The organism is Acrocarpospora corrugata, from assembly GCF_009687845.1.
Lineage (GTDB): Bacteria > Actinomycetota > Actinomycetes > Streptosporangiales > Streptosporangiaceae > Acrocarpospora > Acrocarpospora corrugata.
Genome location: NZ_BLAD01000076.1, coordinates 18,687 through 37,104, shown reverse-complemented (window position 1 = coordinate 37,104; position 18,418 = coordinate 18,687). Strand labels below are relative to the sequence as shown.

Genomic DNA, 18,418 nt, shown 5'->3' with positions numbered 1-18,418 from the left:
TCCTTGCGTGATACTTGGGCGTTCTAGTGCGATTTGAGTGACGGGGATTACGGGGGAACGTGGTGTTTGAGTTGGGGGTTCGCTGGTGACCTCGGTTCCGACCAGGAGGCGTCGCCGCCGCCCGGCCCCCCCGCCACCGCCGCCCGCGCCGGCCCGGATCCGCGACGAGCCGCCGGCCCGGGGAGGGTCCAGACTCGTCGAACTGGATCTCTTACGCTTCATCGCCGCCTTCGCGGTGATGGCGTTCCACTACATGGCCGCCAGCAGGTCCCTCTGGGGCGAATACCCGACCGAGGTCTTCGCCCCGGTCAACCGGGTCACCACCCTCGGCATCCTCGGCGTCGAGCTGTTCTTCCTGATCAGCGGCTTCGTGATCCTGATGAGCGCCTGGGGGCGCAGCATCGGCAAGTTCGCGGTCTCCCGGATCTCCCGCCTCTACCCGGCCTACTGGTTCACCGTCGCCGCCCTGTACGTCCTGTACAACTACACCGACGTCACCGGCTTCAAGGGCGACCTCCACCCGATCCACTACCTGATCAACCTCTCCATGTTCCAGGAGGCCTTCGGCGTCCTGCACGCGGGCGGGGTGTTCTGGTCGCTCTGGGTCGAGCTGAAGTTCTACTTCCTGATCTCGATCATCGTCGTCATCGGCATCAACCTGCGGCGGGCCATGGCCTTCATGTGGGTCTGGCTGGTCCTGGTGGTCGCCGCCGAGTACCTCCAGAACGACCTGCTGACCGAGATCGTCATGCCCAGGCAGGCGCCGTACTTCGTGGCCGGCATGGCGTTCTACCTGATCCACCGTGTGGGCCCCTCGGTGACCCGCTGGGGCTTCGTCCTGGTTGGGTACGCCTTCGCGGTGTACTCCGCTCTGGAGCGCGTACAGAGCCGGGTGGACGCGATCGGGCTCAAGCGCTTCCCGGCCCCGCCCGAGGCCGTCATCGTGGCCATCACCCTGATCTTCCTGCTGATGGCCGCGGTCGCCCTCGGCTGGCTGAGCTGGATCAAGTGGGCGCCGCTCACCACGGTCGGCGCCCTCACGTACCCGCTCTACCTGCTCCACCAGAATGTGTCGGCGGTCATCATTCCCGGCCTCCGCGACACGCTGAACCCGTGGCTGCTGACCGGACTCACCATGGCAGCTTCAATCGTGCTCGCTTATCTCGTTTACAAGCTGATCGACCGTCCTGGCCAGCGATTGCTGCGCCGGATTCTCGGTGGCCGGAGACCCATACGAAACGAATAGTCGGCTCTCTGCCGTAACTGTCGGGTAACCGGGCATAGAAGAGGGGCTAGGCTCGGGATATAAACGGCGGAACGACGGCCATGGGGTGCGCATGACGGTACGGCGGGTGATGGGCATCGAGACCGAGTACGGCATCGCCGTGCCCGGTCAGCCGGGGGCGAACGCGATGGTGACCTCTTCTCAGGTCGTCAACGCGTACCTCGCGGCGTCGGCCGCGCGCGCCAGGCGGGCCCGGTGGGACTTCGAGGAGGAGAACCCGCTGCGCGACGCGCGGGGGTTCGACCTGGCCAGGGAGGTGGCTGACTCCAGTCAGCTGACCGACGAGGACCTGGGCCTGGCCAACGTGATCCTCACGAACGGGGCGCGGCTCTACGTCGACCACGCCCATCCGGAGTATTCGACGCCCGAGTGCACCAACCCCCGGGCGGCGGTCATCTGGGACAAGGCCGGCGAGCGCGTCATGCACGACGCCGCCGTGCGGGCCTCCGGCATGCCCGGCAACGCGCCCATCCAGCTCTACAAGAACAACACCGACAGCAAGGGCGCCTCCTACGGCTGCCACGAGAACTACCTGATGCGGCGGGCCACCCCGTTCGCGGACATCGTCCGGCATCTGACCCCGTTCTTCGTCTCCCGCCAGGTCGTCTGCGGCGCGGGCAAGGTCGGCATCGGCCAGGACTCCCGCGGCGACGGCTTCCAGATCAGCCAGCGCGCCGACTTCTTCGAGGTCGAGGTCGGCCTGGAGACGACGCTGAAGCGGCCGATCATCAACACCCGGGACGAGCCGCACGCGGACCCGGAGAAGTACCGGCGGCTGCACGTCATCATCGGCGACGCCAACATGTCGGAGATCTCCACCTACCTCAAGCTGGGCTCCACGGCCCTGGTCCTGGCCATGATCGAGGACGGCTTCCTGACCGGCGACCTGTCGGTGGAGTCCCCGGTGGCCGCGCTGCGGGCGGTCTCGCACGACCCGACCTGCAAGTACGAGATCACGCTGCGGAACGGCCGCAAGATGACGGCCGTCCAGCTCCAGATGGAGTACCTGGAGCAGGCCCGCAAGTATGTCGAGGACCGGTACGGCGCGGGCCTGGACGACATGACCAAGGACGTGCTGAACCGCTGGGAGTCGGTGCTGACCCGGCTGGCCGAGGACCCGATGCAGCTGTCCCGCGAGCTCGACTGGGTGGCCAAGCTGGAACTCCTGGAAGGCTACCGGACCCGCGACAACCTGCCGTGGTCGCACCCCCGCCTCGGGCTGGTCGACCTCCAATACGCCGACATCCGCCCGGATCGCGGCCTGTACAACCGGCTGGTGGCCCGCGGCCGGATGCAGCGCCTGGTCACCGAGGACGACGTCGAACGGGCCATCGAGACCCCGCCGACCGACACCCGGGCCTACTTCCGCGGGCGCTGCCTGCGGCAGTACAGCGAGTCGGTGGCCGCCGCCTCCTGGGATTCGGTGATCTTCGACATCCCCGGCCGGGAGTCCCTGCAGCGAGTGCCGACCCTGGAACCGCTGCGCGGCACCAAGGCGCACGTGGGCGACCTGCTCGACCGGTGCCGCACCGCGGCCGACCTGGTGGCGGCGCTGACCGGCGAAAGTTGACGGGTTTGTCCGTTCGGGGATACGTTCCCGGTGAATTGTGGCGGCGTGAGGGAAATCCGGTGTAACTCCGGTGCGGTCGCGCCACTGTAACCCTCCCGATGAGGGGAGCCAGGTCACCACCCGCCACAGACCGACGACAGGGACGCGCAATCCCGGAGGAGGACCGTGGCGTGAGCCAGCTCTCAGCCCCGCATGTCCAGCCCATTCCCCTTCGCAACCTGGCCTGGTGGGCGCTTGCCGTGCCCGTTCTGTTACTCGTGGCCTATCTCGTCACCTTCGACCAGGGGGCGATCTCGCAGGCGGGCGACTACCTGCACGAACTCATGCATGACGGGCGTCACCTGCTCGGCGTTCCGTGCCACTGATGATCCGCACACTGTTCGTCCGGGGCCTGCTCGCCGGAATCATCGCAGGACTCGCCGCGGGCGCTTTCGCGTTCCTCTTCGGCGAGCCGCACATCGACAGCGCGATCGCCCTCGAAGAGGCCGCCGCGCACACCCACACCGAAGCTCCCCTGGTCAGCAGGGGCGGCCAGGTGGGGGGCCTGTTCCTCGCCACCGCCTTGTACGGCGCCGCGCTGGGCGGGTTGTTCGGGCTCGCGTTCGCGCTGGTACGGGGACGTACCGGGCCCCGGTCGGGGACGGCGCTGTCGGTCGCCCTGGCGGCGGCCGGGTTCGTCGGCGTGGTCCTGGTGCCGTTCGTGAAATATCCGGCTAATCCGCCTGCGGTGGGGGATCCGGCGACGATCGGGTCGCGGACCTCGCTGTATCTGGTCCTGGTCCTGATCGGGCTGCTCGCCGTGGCCGCCGCCGCGGTGGCGTATCGGCTCTTCGAGGTCAACGGCGGGCCTGTCCGGTGGCTCGCCGCCGGGTTGGGGTTCCTCGTCCCGGTCGGGGCGGCCTGGGGGTTGCTGCCGACGGTGTCGGAGGTGCCCGAAGGGTTCCCGGCGGATCTGTTGTGGAATTTCCGGGTTTCGTCGCTTGGTACCCAGGTTGTGCTCTGGGGGGTGCTGGGGGTTTCGTACGCGTTCCTCTGGTATCGGGCTGAGCGGGTGGCCGGAGTGCCGCAGGCCGTACCGGTCTGATCGTGGCCTCGCGGGCGGCGCGGGTGACCGTGGTCGCGCATGGCAGGACGGCGGCCGTCCGGGCCGCCGTCTTCCCGTCGCCCGGCGACGTGCTTGAGCCCCTGGAGGGCGGGGACGTCGTCAGGGCGGAGGGGCGGGCCGGGCCCGAGGAGCGTTGCCTGGGCACGGCGCGGTGGCTGGGTCTGGCCGCGGTCGCCGATCCCGGGCTGCGTGACTGCGATCATGGGCGCTGGCGGGGGCGGGCGCTGGCCGAGGTGGCGGCGGAGGATCCCGACGGCGTACGGGCCTGGCTGACCGAGCCTGGCGCGGCGCCGCATGGGGGTGAGTCCGTGGCCGGGCTGATCGCGCGGATGGGGGAGTGGCTGGGTTCGCTCCCGCCCGGGCGGCTGGTGGCGGTCACGCATCCGGCGGTGGTGCGGGCGGTGCTGGTGTCGGCGCTGGGCCTGCCGGCGGCCGCGTACCGGCGGGTGGATGTCCCGCCGTTGAGCGGAGTCGAATTGACCGGATTCGCCGGGCGCTGGAACCTCCGGTTACCGCAATGGGGACCTTTGTTGGGAGTGTCGCGGGGGCTCGGGGAGATTCCTGGGGATTCTCCGGGAATTTCGGCGAACACTTTTGGGTGATAACGGGGATGACGTGCGGATTCCCGGCGAGTCGGACAGGATTTCGGTTCTTGAGAAAAGGGCGTATTCGCGGTGACATATCCGTTTAGTGCGGTTGTTGGCTTGGCGGATCTGAAGTTGGCGCTGGTGCTCAACGCGGTGTCGCCGCGGGTGGGCGGGGTCCTGGTCCGGGGCGAGAAGGGCACCGCCAAGTCGACCATCGTGCGGGCTCTGGCCGCGCTGCTGCCGCCGGTCGCGGTGGCGGAGGGGTGCAGGTTCTCCTGTGATCCGGCGGCTCCCGACCCGTTCTGCCCCGACGGGCCGCATTCGGGGGGCGGGTCGGTACGGCCCGCCCGGCTGGTCGAGTTGCCGGTGGGCGCGTCCGAGGACCGGCTGGCGGGGTCGCTCGATCTTGAGCGGGCGCTGACCGAAGGGGTGAAGGCGTTCGAGCCGGGGCTGCTGGCGGCGGCGCATCGCGGCATTCTGTACGTGGACGAGGTCAATCTGCTGCACGACCATCTCGTCGATCTGCTGCTGGACGCCGCCGCGCTCGGGACGTGCTACGTGGAGCGGGAAGGCGTTTCGGTGCGGCACGCGGCCCGATTCTTACTCTCCGGGACGATGAATCCGGAAGAGGGGGAGCTGCGGCCGCAGCTGCTCGATCGGTTCGGGCTGACCGTGACGGCGCGGGCCTCGCGGGATCCGGCGGAGCGGGCGGAGGTCGTCCGGCGGCGGCTCGCCTACGAGCTCGATCCGGACGGGTTCGCGGCGCGCTGGGCCGAGGAGGAGAGCCAGCTGGCGCGGCGGATCGCGGAGGCGCGGGCGTTGCTGCCCGGGGTGACGTTGCCGGACGGGGCGCTGAAGCAGATCGCGACGGTTTGCGCCGGGTTCGAGGTGGACGGGATGCGGGCGGACATCGTCACCGCGCACGCGGCGATGGCGCATGCCGCCTGGCAGGGGCGTACCCGGGTGGGTTCAGGGGATGTGCGGGCGGCGGCCCGGCTCGCCCTGCCGCATCGGCGGCGGCGGGATCCCTTCGACGCGCCTGGCCTGGACGAAGCCAGACTCGACGAGCTCTTGGCCGATTTCGACGACGGGCCGGACGACGAGCCCGAAGAACACGAGATTCCGCGCGAGGAGGGGCCCGAGGGCAGCGCCGACGCCGGTCCCGACCTGGACCCGGAGGGGGCGCCCGCGGAATCCGGCGCGCCGGGCAACTCCGAGTCGGCTCGGCAGGACCTGGAGGATCCAGCTCAGCAGAACCTGAGGGATCCGGCTAAGCAGGACCCGCGGGGTTCGGCTTCACAGGACCCGGCGGATGCGGCTGGAACCGGCATAGGTGACACCGCCCCGGGAGTGGCTTTCGCGCAGGCGGGCGCGCCCTATCGGACCAGGCTGTTCACCGTTCCCGGGGTCGGCGGCGGCGTGCCGGGACGGCGGTCGCGGGGCCGCACGCCGCAGGGCCGGACCTCGGGCTCACGCCTGCCCGACGGGCGGATCGCGGCCGTGCACCTGATGGCGACGCTCCGGGCGGCGGCCCCCCACCAGCGGGCGCGCGGCGCGGACGGACCCGGGATCCGGATCGAGAAGTCCGATCTGCGGGAAGCCGTCCGCGAAGGGCGCGAGGGCAACCTCGTGCTGTTCGCCGTGGACGCCAGCGGCTCGATGGCCGCCCGGAAGCGGATGGGCGCGGTCAAGGCGGCCGTGCTCAGCCTGCTCCTCGACGCGTACCAGCGCAGGGACAAGGTCGGCCTGGTCACCTTCCGCGGCGAGAACGCCGAACTGGTCCTGCCGCCGACGTCCTCAGTGGAGGCGGGCGCGGCCAGGATGCGCGACCTGCGCACCGGCGGCCGGACGCCGCTCGCCGCCGGCCTGCTGAAGGCGGCGGACGTGCTCCGGGTGGAACACCTGCGCGACCCGGCCCGCCGCGCGCTGCTCGTCATCGTCACCGACGGCCGCGCCACCTTCGGCCCCGACCCCGGCCGGGCCGCCACCCTGCTCACCGCCGTGCCCACCGTCGTGGTCGACTGCGAATCGGGCCCGATCAGGCTCGGCCTCGCCACCAGCCTGGCCGGCCGGATCGGCGCGCTCGCCGTCCGCCTGGACGAACTCGCCGAAGGCGGCCTGGCGCGGATGGTCCGAGCCACCCGGACCGCGGCCTAGAGGAGATCCGACATGCCACAGGGCAAACCCGAACACGTGCCGGCGGACGGCCTGACCACCCGGCAGCGCCGCAACCGCCCGCTGCTGATCGTGCACACCGGCCCGGGCAAGGGCAAATCGACCGCCGCGTTCGGGCTGGCGCTGCGCGCCTGGAACCAGGGCTGGCCGATCGGCGTCTTCCAGTTCGTGAAATCAGCGAAATGGCGGATCGGCGAGGAGGCCGCCCTGCGCGCCCTCGGCGAGCTCGGGCCACCGGTGACCTGGCACAAAATGGGCGAAGGCTGGTCCTGGATCAAGAAGGCGGGCACCGAGGACGACCACGCCGCCGACGCCCGCGAAGGCTGGGAGCAGATCAAACGCGACCTCGCCCGGGAGACCTACCGGATGCTCGTCCTCGACGAGTTCACCTACCCGATCAAATGGGGCTGGCTCGACATCGAGGACGTGACCGCGACCCTCGCCGCCCGCCCCGGCGCGCAGCACGTCGTCATCACCGGCCGGGACGCACACCCCGACCTGCTCGCCCAGGCCGACCTGGTCACCGAGATGACCAAGGTCAAGCACCCGATGGACGCCGGGCAGAAGGGCCAGAAGGGCATCGAATGGTGAGGATGCCCCGGCTGGTCATCGCCGCCCCCGCCTCCGGGGCGGGCAAGACGACCATCGCCACCGGCCTGATGGCCGCGCTGGTCCGGCGCGGGCTGACCGTCTCCCCGCACAAGGTCGGCCCCGACTACATCGACCCCGGCTACCACGCCCTCGCCACCGGCCGCCCCGGCCGCAACCTGGACCCCTGGCTCACCTCGGAAGACCTCGTCGCACCCCTCTTCCTGCACGGCTCCGAGGGCGCCGACATCGCCGTCATCGAGGGCGTCATGGGCCTGTACGACGGCATGCGCGGCACCGCCGACTTCGCGAGTACGGCGCACGTCGCCCGCCTCCTCGAAGCGCCCGTCGTCCTCGTCGTGGACGCCACCGGCCAGGGCCAGTCGGTGGCCGCTCTCGTGCACGGGTTCGCGTCGTACGACACCCGCGTCCGCCTGGCCGGAATCATCCTCAACCGTGTGGGTTCCCCGCGCCACGAGCAGGTCTGCCGCGAATCCCTGGAATCCACCGGGATCCCGGTCCTGGGGGCGATTCCCCGGACCTCCGACGCGGCCACGCCGTCCCGCCACCTAGGGTTGGTCCCCGTCGCCGAACGTCACGCCGAAGCCCGCCGGGCCATCGCCACACTCGCGACGCTGACCGAGTCGACCTGCGACATCCCCGCCCTGATCGCCGCCGCCGACCAGGCCGCGCCCTTGTCCGCGAGCCCATGGAGCGCGTGGAGCCCGTCGGGTCTGTCGGGCACGTCGGGTCTGTCGAATGAGTTGAGCCCGCCGGGCCCGTCGAGCGCGGCGGGCCCGGAACCCCTGACCGCGGCCGGACCCCGTCCGGTGGTCGCCATCGCCGGGGGAGCCGCCTTCACGTTCGGCTACGCGGAGCAGGCCGAACTCCTGGTCGCGGCGGGCGCCGAAGTGGTGACCTTCGACCCGGTCCACGACGAGGACCTCCCGCCCGGCACCCGGGGAATACTCCTCCCCGGCGGATTTCCCGAAATATACGCGGAAGAGCTCTCGGCGAATCAGCCCATGCGCGCCAAGGTCGCCGAATTCGCCGCGAACGGCGGGGCGATCGTCGCCGAATGCGCCGGTCTGCTCTATCTGAGCGCCGAACTCGACGGACACCCCATGTGCTCGATCATCGACGCCAAGGCGGAAATGACCGGACGGCTGACTCTGGGGTATCGGGACGCGGTAGCCGTACGGGACTCGGTGCTGACGCGGGCGGGGGAGCGGTATCGCGGGCACGAGTTCCACCGCACGGCCTGCACGCCGCCCGCGAATCCGCTCTGGCGCTGGAATGACGGTGCCGACGGATACGCTTCCGGTGGGGTGCTGGCGTCCTACCTGCACCTGCACTGGGCGGGCAGCCCGGTGCTGGCGCGACGATTCGTGGAGGCGTGTCGATGACCTTCGAGGCATTCTGGAAGGAACGGCATCTCTGCACCCTCACCACCATCCGCCCCGACGGAACCCCGCACGTCGTCCCCGTCGGCGTGACCCTGGACGGGTCCACCGCCAGGGTCATCACCAGCGGCGGCTCACGCAAGGCCGAGCACGTCCGCGCCGCCGGGCCGGCGGGAGCGCCGGTCGCGGTCTGCCAGGTGGACGGCCGCCGCTGGTCCACGCTGGAAGGCCGCGCCGTCATCCGCGACGACCCCGCCTCGATCGCCGACGCAGAATCCCGCTACGCCGCCCGCTACCGGCAGCCCCGGCCGAACCCCCGGCGGGTGGTCATCGAGATCGAGGTGACCCGGATCCTGGGGAACCTCCCCCATGCGTAGCGCTCCGAGCGTGAACCATCATGGATAGTCCCGTGGTCGTCGTCGGGATCGGCGCCGACGGCTGGGACGGGCTTTCGCCCTCGGCCCGGCGCGAGATCGAGAGCGCCGAGGTGCTGATGGGCAGCGCCCGCCAGCTCGCCCTGGTGGCGACCGGCGCGGAACGGGTCGCCTGGCCGTCCCCGCTGCTGCCGGCGCTGCCCGGGCTGATCGAGGCGTACCGGGATCGGCGGGTCTGCGTGGTCGCCAGCGGCGACCCGATGTTCCACGGCATCGGCTCGACCCTGATCAGGCTGCTCGGCGCCGAGAACGTCCGGGTGCTGCCGTCGCCGTCCTCGGTGTCGCTGGCCTGCGCCCGGCTGGGCTGGCCGGTCGAGCACACCCACGTGATCAGCCTGGTCGGCCGCCCGATCAGCACCATCAACGCGGCCCTGCGCCCGGGGGAACGCCTCCTGGTGCTCGGCGCGACCGACCCCGGCGTCGTCGCCGCCCTCCTCGTCGACCGTGGCTACGGCGAGAGCACGTTCACCGTCCTCGAACTCCTCGGCGCGCGCGGGGAGAACATCCGCCGCACCACCGCCGCCGGTTGGGCGATTTGGGGCGATTCCCCCGACCCGCTGAACATCGTGGCCATCGAATGCGTCGCCTCACCCGGCACGACGGCCCTCCCGAGAGTCGCCGGCCTGCCCGACGACGCGTTCGAACACGACGGCCAGCTCACCAAACGCGAAGTCCGCGCCGTCACCCTCGGCCTGCTCGGCACCGACGGCCTGCTCTGGGACATCGGCGCCGGCGCGGGCAGCATCGCCATCGAATGGCTCCGCGCCCACCCCACCGGCACGGCCGTCGCCGTCGAACACGACCCCGTCCGCGCAGCCAGAATCACCAAGAACGCCCAGAACCTCGGCACCCCCGGCCTCCGCGTCCTCACCGGCTCCGCTCCCGACATCCTCCGCGGCCTGTCGGCCCCGCCCAGCACCGTCTTCATCGGCGGCGGCCTGACCGCCCCCGGCCTGCTCCAGCACTGCTGGGCCGCCCTCCGCCCCGGCGGCCGCCTGGTCGCCAACGCGGTCACCCTCGAATCCGAGGCCATCCTCACCGCGTGGTACGGCCATCTCGGCGGCGACCTCTTCCGCCTGGCCATCAACCGGGCCGCCCCCATCGGCGACTTCACCACCTGGCGTCCCCAGCTGCCCGTCTCCATCTGGTCAGTGACCAAACCCTCCGAGGACCTGCCACGATGACGATCCACTTCATCGGCGCGGGCCCAGGCGCCCCCGACCTCATCACCGTGCGCGGCCTGCGCCTGCTCGAAACCCTCCCCGTCTGCCTGTACGCGGGCTCCCTGGTCCCCGCCGAACTCCTCGCCAGCTGCCCGCCCGGCGCCCGGCTGATCGACACCGCCCAGCTGAACCTCGACGAGATCATGGCCGAACTGCTCGCCGCCCACCGGGCCGGGCACGACGTCGCCCGCCTGCACTCCGGCGACCCGTCCGTGTTCAGCGCGATGGCCGAGCAGATGCGCCGCCTCGACGCCGCTGGCGTCCCCTACGAGGTCGTCCCCGGCGTCCCCGCGTTCGCCGCCGCGGCCGCCACACTCCGGCGCGAACTGACCGTCCCCGGGGTCGCCCAGACGATCGTCCTCACCCGTACGGCGCTGCGCGCGACCCCCATGCCCGACCGCGAGGACCTCCCCACCCTGAGCCGCAGCCGCGCCACCATGGTCCTCCACCTCGCCGTCCAGCGCATCGACGCCGTCGTCACCGACCTGATCCCCGAATACGGCGCCGACTGCCCCGCGGCCGTGGTCGCCTGGGCCAGCCGCGCGAACGAGACGGTGCTCCGCGGCACCCTGACCGACATCGCCGCAAAAGTCCACGCGTCGGGCATCACCCGAACGGCCGTCATCATCGTCGGCCGAGCGCTGAGCGCGTCCACCTTCCCCGACAGTCACCTGTATTCCGCGGTCCGCTCCCGGCCCTCATGACAAGACCACTTCACCGGATTTCTCGTCGGCTACTGGCACTGTCCGCTCCCCGCCCTCCGATGGCTTGATGGAATCGATTGATTCCCCAGGGGGCACAAGGAGTGTGTCAAGTGGTTACCAGAAAGATTTGGATCGGAGGGCTGGCGATGCTGGCGGCCTTACCGCTGGCGGTCGTCCCGGCCGCTCAGGCGAACGCCGACAGCGCCGGTTGCCGGCTGGCCATCAGCGCCGGGGACGCCCAGAACAACGCGACGGTCACCTTGGTCTGCCAGCAGAGAAGTGCCGGCGACGAGCTGAGAGCCTTCAAGCTCATGGGTTCCGACACCTTTTCCGACGACGTCGAATTCACCGTCTACACGACCAAGACGAGTTACAGGTTCAAGCTCTACGAGGAAGTCCTCAACGAGGACGACGGCGACACCGACGAGATCTACGCGAACGCCTACTTCCGCCGCCCGAAGGGCACGCGGTACACGCTCAGGTCGAACAAGGTCAACGGCTCCTGGGGCGGCCTGCGCTACTGCTGCGCCTCCAGCGACCGAGTCCGCATCGACCCGGGCTACAAATTCTGACGCATTGCAAACAAGACCCGCCGCACACTTCGAAAGCGACCGGCGGGTGGTTGCGCCTTAGGCGCCAGAGTTTGGCGAATGTCGTCGCACCTGCCCCGGGCCGCAGTAGCCGCTGCCGTTGATCTTGCCGCAGGAGTCCAGCCCGTTTACGGCTCGACCGGCCGAATTGCAGGTCAGAGGATTTCCATCGAATGGCCGGGCACCTGACCCGCGCGGGGGGACCGCAGCCTTCCTCGGCACAAGCGCTGGTCAGAGAGATCAGCGCGGGTACCTGGTATCAGATCTGCACGACGTTCAAGGTTTTTCGCAGGTCAGCCGGATGCGCGGCCGACGATGGTGCCCGAACGGTCGATGACGACCACGTCGACGGACACGGGTGAACCGGTGAGGACGTTCAGGGCGCTGGTCCGGGCTCGGGTGGCGATGAGGTCGCCGAGGGCGATGTCCGCGTCCTGGCACAGGCGGAGGGCGTGCAGGGCGGTGTTGGCGGATTCGACCTGGGCCGCGAGGGCCGGGGTCGCGCCCGCCTCCAGGGCGAGGACGGCCAGCAGGGCGGGGTTGACCTGCGATCGGGCGGAGTGCAGGTCGAGGTGGCCGTCGGCGAGTTTGGAGAGCTTGCCGATGCCGCCGACGATGGTCAGGTGGGGGATGGGGTGCCGTCGGAGATATTTCAGGACAGCGCCCGCGAAGTCGCCCATGTCGAGGAGGGCGTCGTCGGGCAGGCCGTACAGGGCGGTGGCGACCTGTTCCGAGGTGCTGCCGGTGCAGGCGGCGACGTGGGTGTGGCCGGCGGCGCGGGCGACGTCGATGCCGCGGCGGATGCTGTCGATCCAGGCGGAGCAGGAGTAGGGGACGACGACGCCGGTGGTGCCGAGGATGGAGAGGCCGCCGAGGATGCCCAGCCGGGGATTCCACGTTTTACGGGCGAGATCCTCGCCGCCTTCTACGGATATTTCCACTATGACGTCGCCGGTTCCGCCGTGGCGGGCGGCGACCTCAGCGACGTGCTCGGTCATCATGCGGCGGGGGACCGGGTTGATCGCGGGTTCGCCGACCGGGAGGGGCAGGCCGGGTTTGGTCACGGTGCCGACGCCCGGTCCGGCCTGGAATGTCACGCCCGAGCCGGGGGCACCAGGCCGGATGGCGGCCGTGATGAGGGCGCCGTGGGTCACGTCCGGGTCGTCGCCGGCGTCCTTGACGATCGCGGCCATCGCCCAGCCGTCGCCGAGCGCCTCACGAGCCAGCGCGAACGAGGGGCGTTTGTCCTTGGGCAGGGTGATCTCGACCGGGTCGGGGAAATCGCCGGTGAGGAGAGCCGTGTAGGCGGCCGTGGTCGCGGCGGTCGCGCACGCGCCGGTCGTCCAGCCGTATCGGAGGCCGCTCATCGCGTGAGTATGTCGTCGAGCCAGGTCACGGCCTCGCCGACCGTGCTCGCCGTGCGGATGCCGGGGGGCGCGGGCGGACGCCGTACCACGACGACCGGGAGGCCCAGCTCGCGGGCGGCGGCGAGCTTGGCGGAGGTCATCGCGCCGCCGCTGTCCTTGGTGACGACCACGTCGACGCGATGGCCGCGCAGCAGGGCCAGCTCGCCTTCGAGCGTGTACGGCCCCCGGCTGAGCAGCACTTCCATCTGGCGTGGAAACGGAGGTTCCGGCGTGTCGACCGATCGCGCGAGAAACCACACCTCATCAAGATGGGCGAAAGCGGACAGGCTGCGGCGGCCGGTGGTGAGGAAAGCGCGAGAGCCGATCCCCGGGAGCCGTTCGGCGGCCTCCGCCAGCGTCGCCGTCCACCGCCAGTCGTCCCCGGTTCCGGCGGTCCAGCCGGGCCTGCGCAGCACCAGCAGCGGAACCCCGGTACGTTCCGCCGCCGCCACGGCAGAACCGGTCATTCGCGCCGCGAACGGATGAGACGCGTCCACGACCACAGTCACGCCCGTCTCCCGTAGCCAGGCGACGAGCCCGTCAGGCCCCCCGAACCCCCCGATCCTGACCTCGCCGACCGGCAGCCGCGGGTCGTTGACCCGACCCGCCAGCGACGAGATCACGTCGATCCGCCCATGTACGGCCGCCGCGAGCCGCCTGGCCTCGTCCGTGCCCCCAATGATCAGCAGCCGGGGAGTCATGCCGGGTAGCGGCGCGGCGTGAACACGACATTCCCCTGCTCACGGGCCATGACCCGGGTGGTCGACGAACCGATGATCAGCAGACAGCGCATGTCGACCTCGGCGGGATCCAGTTCGGCCAGCGTGGTCACGCGAACCGACTCCCCGGGCGACCCCACCGAACGGCCGATGATCACCGGAGTCTCGGGGGCTCGGTGCTCCAGCAGCAGATCACGTGCCGCCGCTACCTGCCAGGTCCGGGTACGAGAGGCCGGATTGTAGATGGCCAGCACCAGATCCGCCCGAGCAGCCGCGCTTATCCGATCCGCCACGACATCCCACGGCTTGAGCTGATCCGACAGCGAAAGTACACAGTAATCATGCCCAAGAGGCGCGCCCACCCGAGCCGCCACCGCATGCGCCGCCGTCAGCCCCGGAACCACCCGGACCGAAACCTCCGCGAACCGATCCTCACAGGCCACTTCCAGCACCGCGCTCGCCATCGCGAAAACCCCAGGATCACCTGACGAAACTACTGCCACCCGCGACCCCGACAACGCCAGCTCCAGCGCGTGCGCCGCCCGCTCGGCCTCGACACGATTGTCGGTGGCATGCCGCTTCTGCCGCGGATTGGGCGGCACCCGATCCAGATAAGGCCCATACCCGACCAATTCATCGGCCGACATCAGCGCGTCCCACGCCTCCGGCGTCAGCCACGGCCGCCCGGCCGGCCCCAGCCCGACCACGGCCACCGCACCCGTCCCCGGCGACGAGACCGTTCTCTCCGCTACAACGGCCGCCTCATGCACCGGACTCGGCAAAAGCGCCAGCGAGAAATAGGGCACCGAGGCCGGATCCACATCCGCCAAAGGCGCGATCCTTTCACCCGCCGCCGTGGCCCGCTCCACATACCACGCTTCGTCCAATTTCCCCGCCGCCGCGAAAGCGTCCCGCACCTTCTCGAACGTACGCCCCAGCTTCAGAACCGCCACCGAATCAGCCGCCCCGATATGCCCCGCAAGCACCTCCGCCGGCAGCGTCCCCGGCAGAACCGTCAATGTCTCATTCCGCTCAACCAACGGCCGTCCCAACACCGCAGCCGCCCCACTAACCGACGTCACCCCCGGCACGACCTCGGTCTCATACCGATGCGCCAGCCGCTTGTGCAAATGCATGTACGACCCATAGAACATCGGATCGCCCTCACACAACACGACCACATCCCGCCCCGCGTCCAAATGCCCCGCCAGCCGGACCGCACACGCCGCATAAAAATCGTCAAGCGCCCCCTGATAACCCCCCGGATGATCTGTCGTCTCCGTCGTCACCGGATAGACAAGCGCTTCCTCAACCTGATCCCCACGCAAATAAGGCGCTGCCACTGACCGCGCAATACTCCGCCCATGCCGCGCACTGTGATACGCAATCACCCCCGCCGCCCCAATAAGCCGCGCGGCCTTCACCGTCACCAATTCCGGATCCCCAGGCCCAAGCCCAACCCCGTAGAGCCGCCCCACCTCAGCCCTCACTGGTTCCGTGCTGCCGACCCCAAGTCCCGCGCTGCGGCCAGTTTTGGCCGTCGTTGGTTCCGGATTGCCTGGGTCAAACCCTGTGTTATGGGGCGGCCCCACCTTGGCTGTCACCGGTTCTGGGTCGTCGGATCCAAGCTCGGCGTTGTGGCCTCTGTTGGCCATCGTTGGTTCCGGATTGTCGGGCTCGAACCCTGTGTTGTGGAGCCGCCCCGTCTCGGCTGTCTCCTCGGGCTGGCTCCCGGGGGCCTGGGCGTGCAGGGTCACGTCTTTCACATCGTCCTCGTTCATTCTTCGTCGCTCGCGATCGCGTTGATCGCGGCGGCAGTCATGGCGCTGCCGCCCCTGCGTCCCCGTACCACCAGGAACTCCAGGTCGTCGCGGGCGGCGAGCGCGTCCTTCGATTCCGCCGCACCGATGAAACCCACCGGTACCCCGAGAACCGCCGCAGGTCGTCCGGCGCCCTCGTCGATCATTTCCAGCAGCCGGAACAGCGCGGTCGGAGCGTTCCCGATCGCGACCACAGACCCTTCCAGCCGCTCTCGCCACAACTCCAGCGCCGCCGCGCTCCTGGTCGTCCCCAGCCGCTCCGCCAACCTGGGCACCCGCGCGTCACCCAGCGTGCAGACCACGTCATTCGCCGCGGGAAGCCGCTTCCTGGTCACCCCCGACGCCACCATCTGCGCGTCACACAACACCGGCGCCCCACCCCGCAACGCTGCCCCCGCCGCCGCGACCACCCCAGCTGACCAGGCCAGATCCCCAACCAGATCCACCATCCCGCAGGCATGGATCATCCGGACCGCCACCCGAGCCACATCCTCCGGCAGCCCGCCCAACTCCGCCTCCGCGCGAATAGCGGCGAACGACCGCCGATAGATCTCCGCCCCATCCCGGACGTAACTCACCAAAGCCTCCTGCTCCGCACATCCCCGACCACCGCATCCAACTCCCGATATGTACGGCTAACGCCCTCAAACTCCACCCGATAGCCCTCCGGAACCGCCACCACATCCACCACCTCACCCCGAGGCCGCCCGCACCGCCGCTCACACCCCGCCCAATGCACCGGCCTAGACCCCCCGGCCTGCTCAACTCGGCCCTCAGGCTGGCGATCCGGATCGGCTCCGACCCGGCCGACGGCCCACGACACCGGCCTCAACTCGCTGGCCCCCGCCACCGACGCTCGCGCATCCGCCCGCACATCCGTCAGCGACTTCGCACAACCCGGCCGCCCCGTACACGCCGTGATCCCAACCCAGGGCGACCGAGGATCACTGACCAGCCCAGCGTTCCCCAGCGTGACCTCGGCGGCGGCCACAGCCTCCGCCGACAACCCGACCACGACCACCCCACGCCAGGGCGTCAACCGCACGACCCCACCGGGTCCGGCCACCCGAGCGAGCGCCTCCACCTGCCCGGCCGACAACCGCCCCAGCGGAACGGCCACTCCGATCGCGTAGGTCCCATCACGCAGCGATACGACCCCCACGGGCGGCGGGCCAGCCGTTTCAGGCGAGTTTCTATCGCCGGGGCTTGGGTCGACCTCCGGTGCCGAAGTTTGGTTCGAGGCCAGTCTCGCGGCTATCCGGGCCGGGCCGTCCTGGAGTTCGGCCAGTCGCCAGGCCTGGCTGTTCTGGGCGGTTCTTTCGGCGAGGAAGCACTCCGCGGCGGCCAGCATCAGCTGGACGGCCGACTCGGCGGAGCAGCGGAAGCCGTGGTCGATGCCGGCGAGCAGGATCGCGATGGAGCCGGGGACCGGGAGTGCGGTGACGTCGGCGCCGAGGGCGGCCACGTCGCCGGTGCCGTCGTCGAGGGCGAAGAGGAAGCGGCCGGGGAGGGCTGCCAGGGGCGCGTGGGCGCAGAGGCCGTGGTCCAGGGCGGTGAGGAGAGGGCGGATGTCGAGGGTGCCGTGGGGGCCGAGGCCGGTCAGGGGGGAGGCGAGGATGTTGCGGACGCGTTCGTGCGTGGGGGAGGGGAGCAGTCCGGCGGCGGCGATCCGGGTGGCGAACGCGGTGGGGTCGCGGAGGGCGCGTACCTGGATGTTCGCCCGGGAGGTCAGTTCGATCGAGCCGTCGCCGAGGTCTGTGGCCAGGGCGCGGAGGGCGGCGACGGGGAGTTCGCCGCCGGGGACGCGTACGCGGGCCAGCGGGCCGTCGGCCGCCTGGTGGAGTTGCAGGGTTCCGGGACAGGCATCCGGTCCCGTACGGATGGGATCCACGTCTGCGACCCTTCGCGTCGAAATCCCAATATGTCCGGCAATGGCCACGCCCTGGATCGTAGAGCCTGTCCGAGAACTTTGCTCCCCAGGGTGCCCTATCTGCTGATCTCGCCACTCTCGGACGTGTGCCGCTGACGACCCTCGCCCTCGGGCGTGTGCCGCTGCTGTCAGGAGTGTGCCGCCGATGGCCGCTGCTGTCGTGCGTGTGCCGTTGATGGCTACGCTTTTGGGTGCGAGTTGCTGCTGGCCGCCGCTCTCGGGTGTGAGCCGCTGATAGCGCCCCATAGCGCGCCGTTGTCGCGTCGACACGCCTCGCACCAAGGCGCTGGTGGAGCCAAGCGACGACACCGCCTGAACCTCGCCGTCACCGGTGCGCCGACGCACCGGGGCCCTGTCGGAGGCGAGCGAGGGGCACGGACATGAACTTCGCCGTCACCGGTACATCGACGCACCAGGGCTCTGACGGAGCCGAACGACGGGCACGGACATGAACCTCGCCGTCTGGCCCGTACGCCGACCCGCCAGGGCCCTGGTGGAGCCGAACGACGGGTCGCCGTCGCACCCCGGCTACACGACTGTCCCCTCGACTGTGGGCTTGACCGGTTGGTGTGGATTGGGGCTGACTGTCCAAGAAGGAGGTGTTGGCATACGCTCCTCCTGGCGACGGCGTACGAGGAAGCCGGTGTGAATCCGGCGCGGTCCCGCCACTGTCACCGGGGAGCGACCCCCACCATGGCCACTGTCACAGGGAAGGCCGGGGGGAGCGTCGATCCGGGAGCCAGGACACTCGCGTCGTCGTGACTTTCGACGACCCGGGGCGCGGACCCCGAGGGAGGGCCTTCGCGTGATCGTTCTGCTGTCCACGTCCGACACCGACCTGCTCAGCGCCCGTGCCAGCGGCGCCGGCTACCGCCTCGC

Annotated in this window: 17 protein-coding genes and 2 riboswitches; of the genes, 12 read left to right on the top strand and 5 right to left on the bottom strand. The window is 70.3% G+C overall.

The genetic code is table 11. From position 1 onward, the window contains the following. Positions 1–85 precede the first annotated feature (85 nt). The 12 genes from Acor_RS30245 (at position 86) to Acor_RS30190 (ending at position 11,646) form a co-directional block, all read left to right on the top strand. On the top strand, positions 86–1,246 hold the full coding sequence (locus Acor_RS30245) for an acyltransferase family protein (protein WP_246239332.1): 1,161 nt from the start codon (positions 86–88) through the stop codon (positions 1,244–1,246). Between the two features lie 91 nt (positions 1,247–1,337). After that, the gene (dop, locus tag Acor_RS30240) at positions 1,338–2,855 is read left to right on the top strand and encodes a depupylase/deamidase Dop (RefSeq protein WP_155340173.1); all 1,518 of its coding nucleotides are present in this window, start codon (positions 1,338–1,340) and stop codon (positions 2,853–2,855) included. A 24-nt stretch (positions 2,856–2,879) separates the two neighbouring features. Further along, a riboswitch (cobalamin riboswitch) is annotated at positions 2,880–2,994 on the top strand. Between the two features lie 31 nt (positions 2,995–3,025). Then, a complete protein-coding gene (locus Acor_RS30235; protein WP_170317135.1) occupies positions 3,026–3,220 on the top strand; it encodes a CbtB domain-containing protein in 195 nt (64 codons plus the stop codon). Beyond that, positions 3,220–3,939 carry a CbtA family protein gene (locus tag Acor_RS30230; RefSeq protein WP_155340171.1) on the top strand — a complete coding sequence of 240 codons (720 nt, stop codon included), beginning with the start codon at positions 3,220–3,222 and terminating at the stop codon, positions 3,937–3,939. Before Acor_RS30235 ends, Acor_RS30230 begins: the two co-directional genes overlap by 1 nt. Positions 3,940–3,941: 2 nt before the next feature. Beyond that, the gene (locus Acor_RS30225) at positions 3,942–4,562 is read left to right on the top strand and encodes a histidine phosphatase family protein (RefSeq protein WP_246239330.1); all 621 of its coding nucleotides are present in this window, start codon (positions 3,942–3,944) and stop codon (positions 4,560–4,562) included. Between the two features lie 102 nt (positions 4,563–4,664). Then, complete coding sequence (locus Acor_RS30220; RefSeq protein WP_246239328.1) at positions 4,665–6,704, top strand: magnesium chelatase subunit D family protein; 2,040 nt, start codon at positions 4,665–4,667, stop codon at positions 6,702–6,704. Between the two features lie 12 nt (positions 6,705–6,716). Next, on the top strand, positions 6,717–7,313 hold the full coding sequence (gene cobO, locus Acor_RS30215; RefSeq protein WP_155340169.1) for a cob(I)yrinic acid a,c-diamide adenosyltransferase: 597 nt from the start codon (positions 6,717–6,719) through the stop codon (positions 7,311–7,313). Next, positions 7,307–8,716 (top strand): cobyrinic acid a,c-diamide synthase CobB, encoded by a 1,410-nt coding sequence (locus Acor_RS30210; RefSeq protein WP_155340168.1) that lies wholly within the window; start codon positions 7,307–7,309, stop codon positions 8,714–8,716. The genes cobO and Acor_RS30210 overlap by 7 nt, the downstream gene beginning before the upstream one ends. Beyond that, complete coding sequence (locus Acor_RS30205; protein WP_155340167.1) at positions 8,713–9,090, top strand: PPOX class F420-dependent oxidoreductase; 378 nt, start codon at positions 8,713–8,715, stop codon at positions 9,088–9,090. Before Acor_RS30210 ends, Acor_RS30205 begins: the two co-directional genes overlap by 4 nt. Before the next feature lie 20 nt (positions 9,091–9,110). Beyond that, positions 9,111–10,331, top strand: a complete 1,221-nt coding sequence (cbiE, locus tag Acor_RS30200; protein ID WP_155340166.1) for a precorrin-6y C5,15-methyltransferase (decarboxylating) subunit CbiE — start codon at positions 9,111–9,113, stop codon at positions 10,329–10,331. Further along, on the top strand, positions 10,328–11,074 hold the full coding sequence (gene cobM, locus Acor_RS30195; protein WP_155340165.1) for a precorrin-4 C(11)-methyltransferase: 747 nt from the start codon (positions 10,328–10,330) through the stop codon (positions 11,072–11,074). The genes cbiE and cobM overlap by 4 nt, the downstream gene beginning before the upstream one ends. Before the next feature lie 110 nt (positions 11,075–11,184). Beyond that, a complete protein-coding gene (locus tag Acor_RS30190; RefSeq protein ID WP_155340164.1) occupies positions 11,185–11,646 on the top strand; it encodes a hypothetical protein in 462 nt (153 codons plus the stop codon). Positions 11,647–11,957: 311 nt separating this feature from the next. Here Acor_RS30190 and Acor_RS30185 read toward each other — a convergent pair whose 3' ends face one another. From Acor_RS30185 to Acor_RS30165, 5 genes are read right to left on the bottom strand one after another with little or no spacing between them, the layout of a single operon-like run. Continuing rightward, positions 11,958–13,031 carry a cobalt-precorrin-5B (C(1))-methyltransferase gene (locus Acor_RS30185; RefSeq protein ID WP_155340163.1) on the bottom strand — a complete coding sequence of 358 codons (1,074 nt, stop codon included), beginning with the start codon at positions 13,029–13,031 and terminating at the stop codon, positions 11,958–11,960. Continuing rightward, entirely contained in the window at positions 13,028–13,771 is a 744-nt protein-coding gene (locus Acor_RS30180; RefSeq protein WP_155340162.1) for a cobalt-precorrin-6A reductase, read from the bottom strand. Before Acor_RS30180 ends, Acor_RS30185 begins: the two co-directional genes overlap by 4 nt. Beyond that, positions 13,768–15,570 carry a precorrin-2 C(20)-methyltransferase gene (locus Acor_RS30175; RefSeq protein ID WP_246239326.1) on the bottom strand — a complete coding sequence of 601 codons (1,803 nt, stop codon included), beginning with the start codon at positions 15,568–15,570 and terminating at the stop codon, positions 13,768–13,770. The genes Acor_RS30180 and Acor_RS30175 overlap by 4 nt, the downstream gene beginning before the upstream one ends. Next, entirely contained in the window at positions 15,567–16,190 is a 624-nt protein-coding gene (locus Acor_RS30170) for a precorrin-8X methylmutase (RefSeq protein ID WP_218034573.1), read from the bottom strand. The genes Acor_RS30175 and Acor_RS30170 overlap by 4 nt, the downstream gene beginning before the upstream one ends. Next, on the bottom strand, positions 16,184–17,500 hold the full coding sequence (locus Acor_RS30165) for a precorrin-3B synthase (protein WP_246239324.1): 1,317 nt from the start codon (positions 17,498–17,500) through the stop codon (positions 16,184–16,186). Before Acor_RS30165 ends, Acor_RS30170 begins: the two co-directional genes overlap by 7 nt. A 630-nt stretch (positions 17,501–18,130) precedes the next feature. Then, a riboswitch (cobalamin riboswitch) is annotated at positions 18,131–18,309 on the top strand. The last annotated feature ends 109 nt before the right edge of the window (positions 18,310–18,418 follow it).

What these genes read in the sequence shown, in the direction of transcription:
- Acor_RS30175 (WP_246239326.1), bottom strand. Translation starts at nt 15,570, where the DNA reads ATGAACGAGGACGATGTGAAAGACGTGACCCTGCACGCCCAGGCCCCC.
- Acor_RS30205 (WP_155340167.1), top strand. Translation starts at nt 8,713, where the DNA reads ATGACCTTCGAGGCATTCTGGAAGGAACGGCATCTCTGCACCCTCACC.
- cbiE (WP_155340166.1), top strand. Translation starts at nt 9,111, where the DNA reads ATGGATAGTCCCGTGGTCGTCGTCGGGATCGGCGCCGACGGCTGGGAC.
- dop (WP_155340173.1), top strand. Translation starts at nt 1,338, where the DNA reads ATGACGGTACGGCGGGTGATGGGCATCGAGACCGAGTACGGCATCGCC.
- cobO (WP_155340169.1), top strand. Translation starts at nt 6,717, where the DNA reads ATGCCACAGGGCAAACCCGAACACGTGCCGGCGGACGGCCTGACCACC.
- cobM (WP_155340165.1), top strand. Translation starts at nt 10,328, where the DNA reads ATGACGATCCACTTCATCGGCGCGGGCCCAGGCGCCCCCGACCTCATC.
- Acor_RS30210 (WP_155340168.1), top strand. Translation starts at nt 7,307, where the DNA reads ATGGTGAGGATGCCCCGGCTGGTCATCGCCGCCCCCGCCTCCGGGGCG.
- Acor_RS30180 (WP_155340162.1), bottom strand. Translation starts at nt 13,771, where the DNA reads ATGACTCCCCGGCTGCTGATCATTGGGGGCACGGACGAGGCCAGGCGG.
- Acor_RS30185 (WP_155340163.1), bottom strand. Translation starts at nt 13,031, where the DNA reads ATGAGCGGCCTCCGATACGGCTGGACGACCGGCGCGTGCGCGACCGCC.
- Acor_RS30230 (WP_155340171.1), top strand. Translation starts at nt 3,220, where the DNA reads ATGATCCGCACACTGTTCGTCCGGGGCCTGCTCGCCGGAATCATCGCA.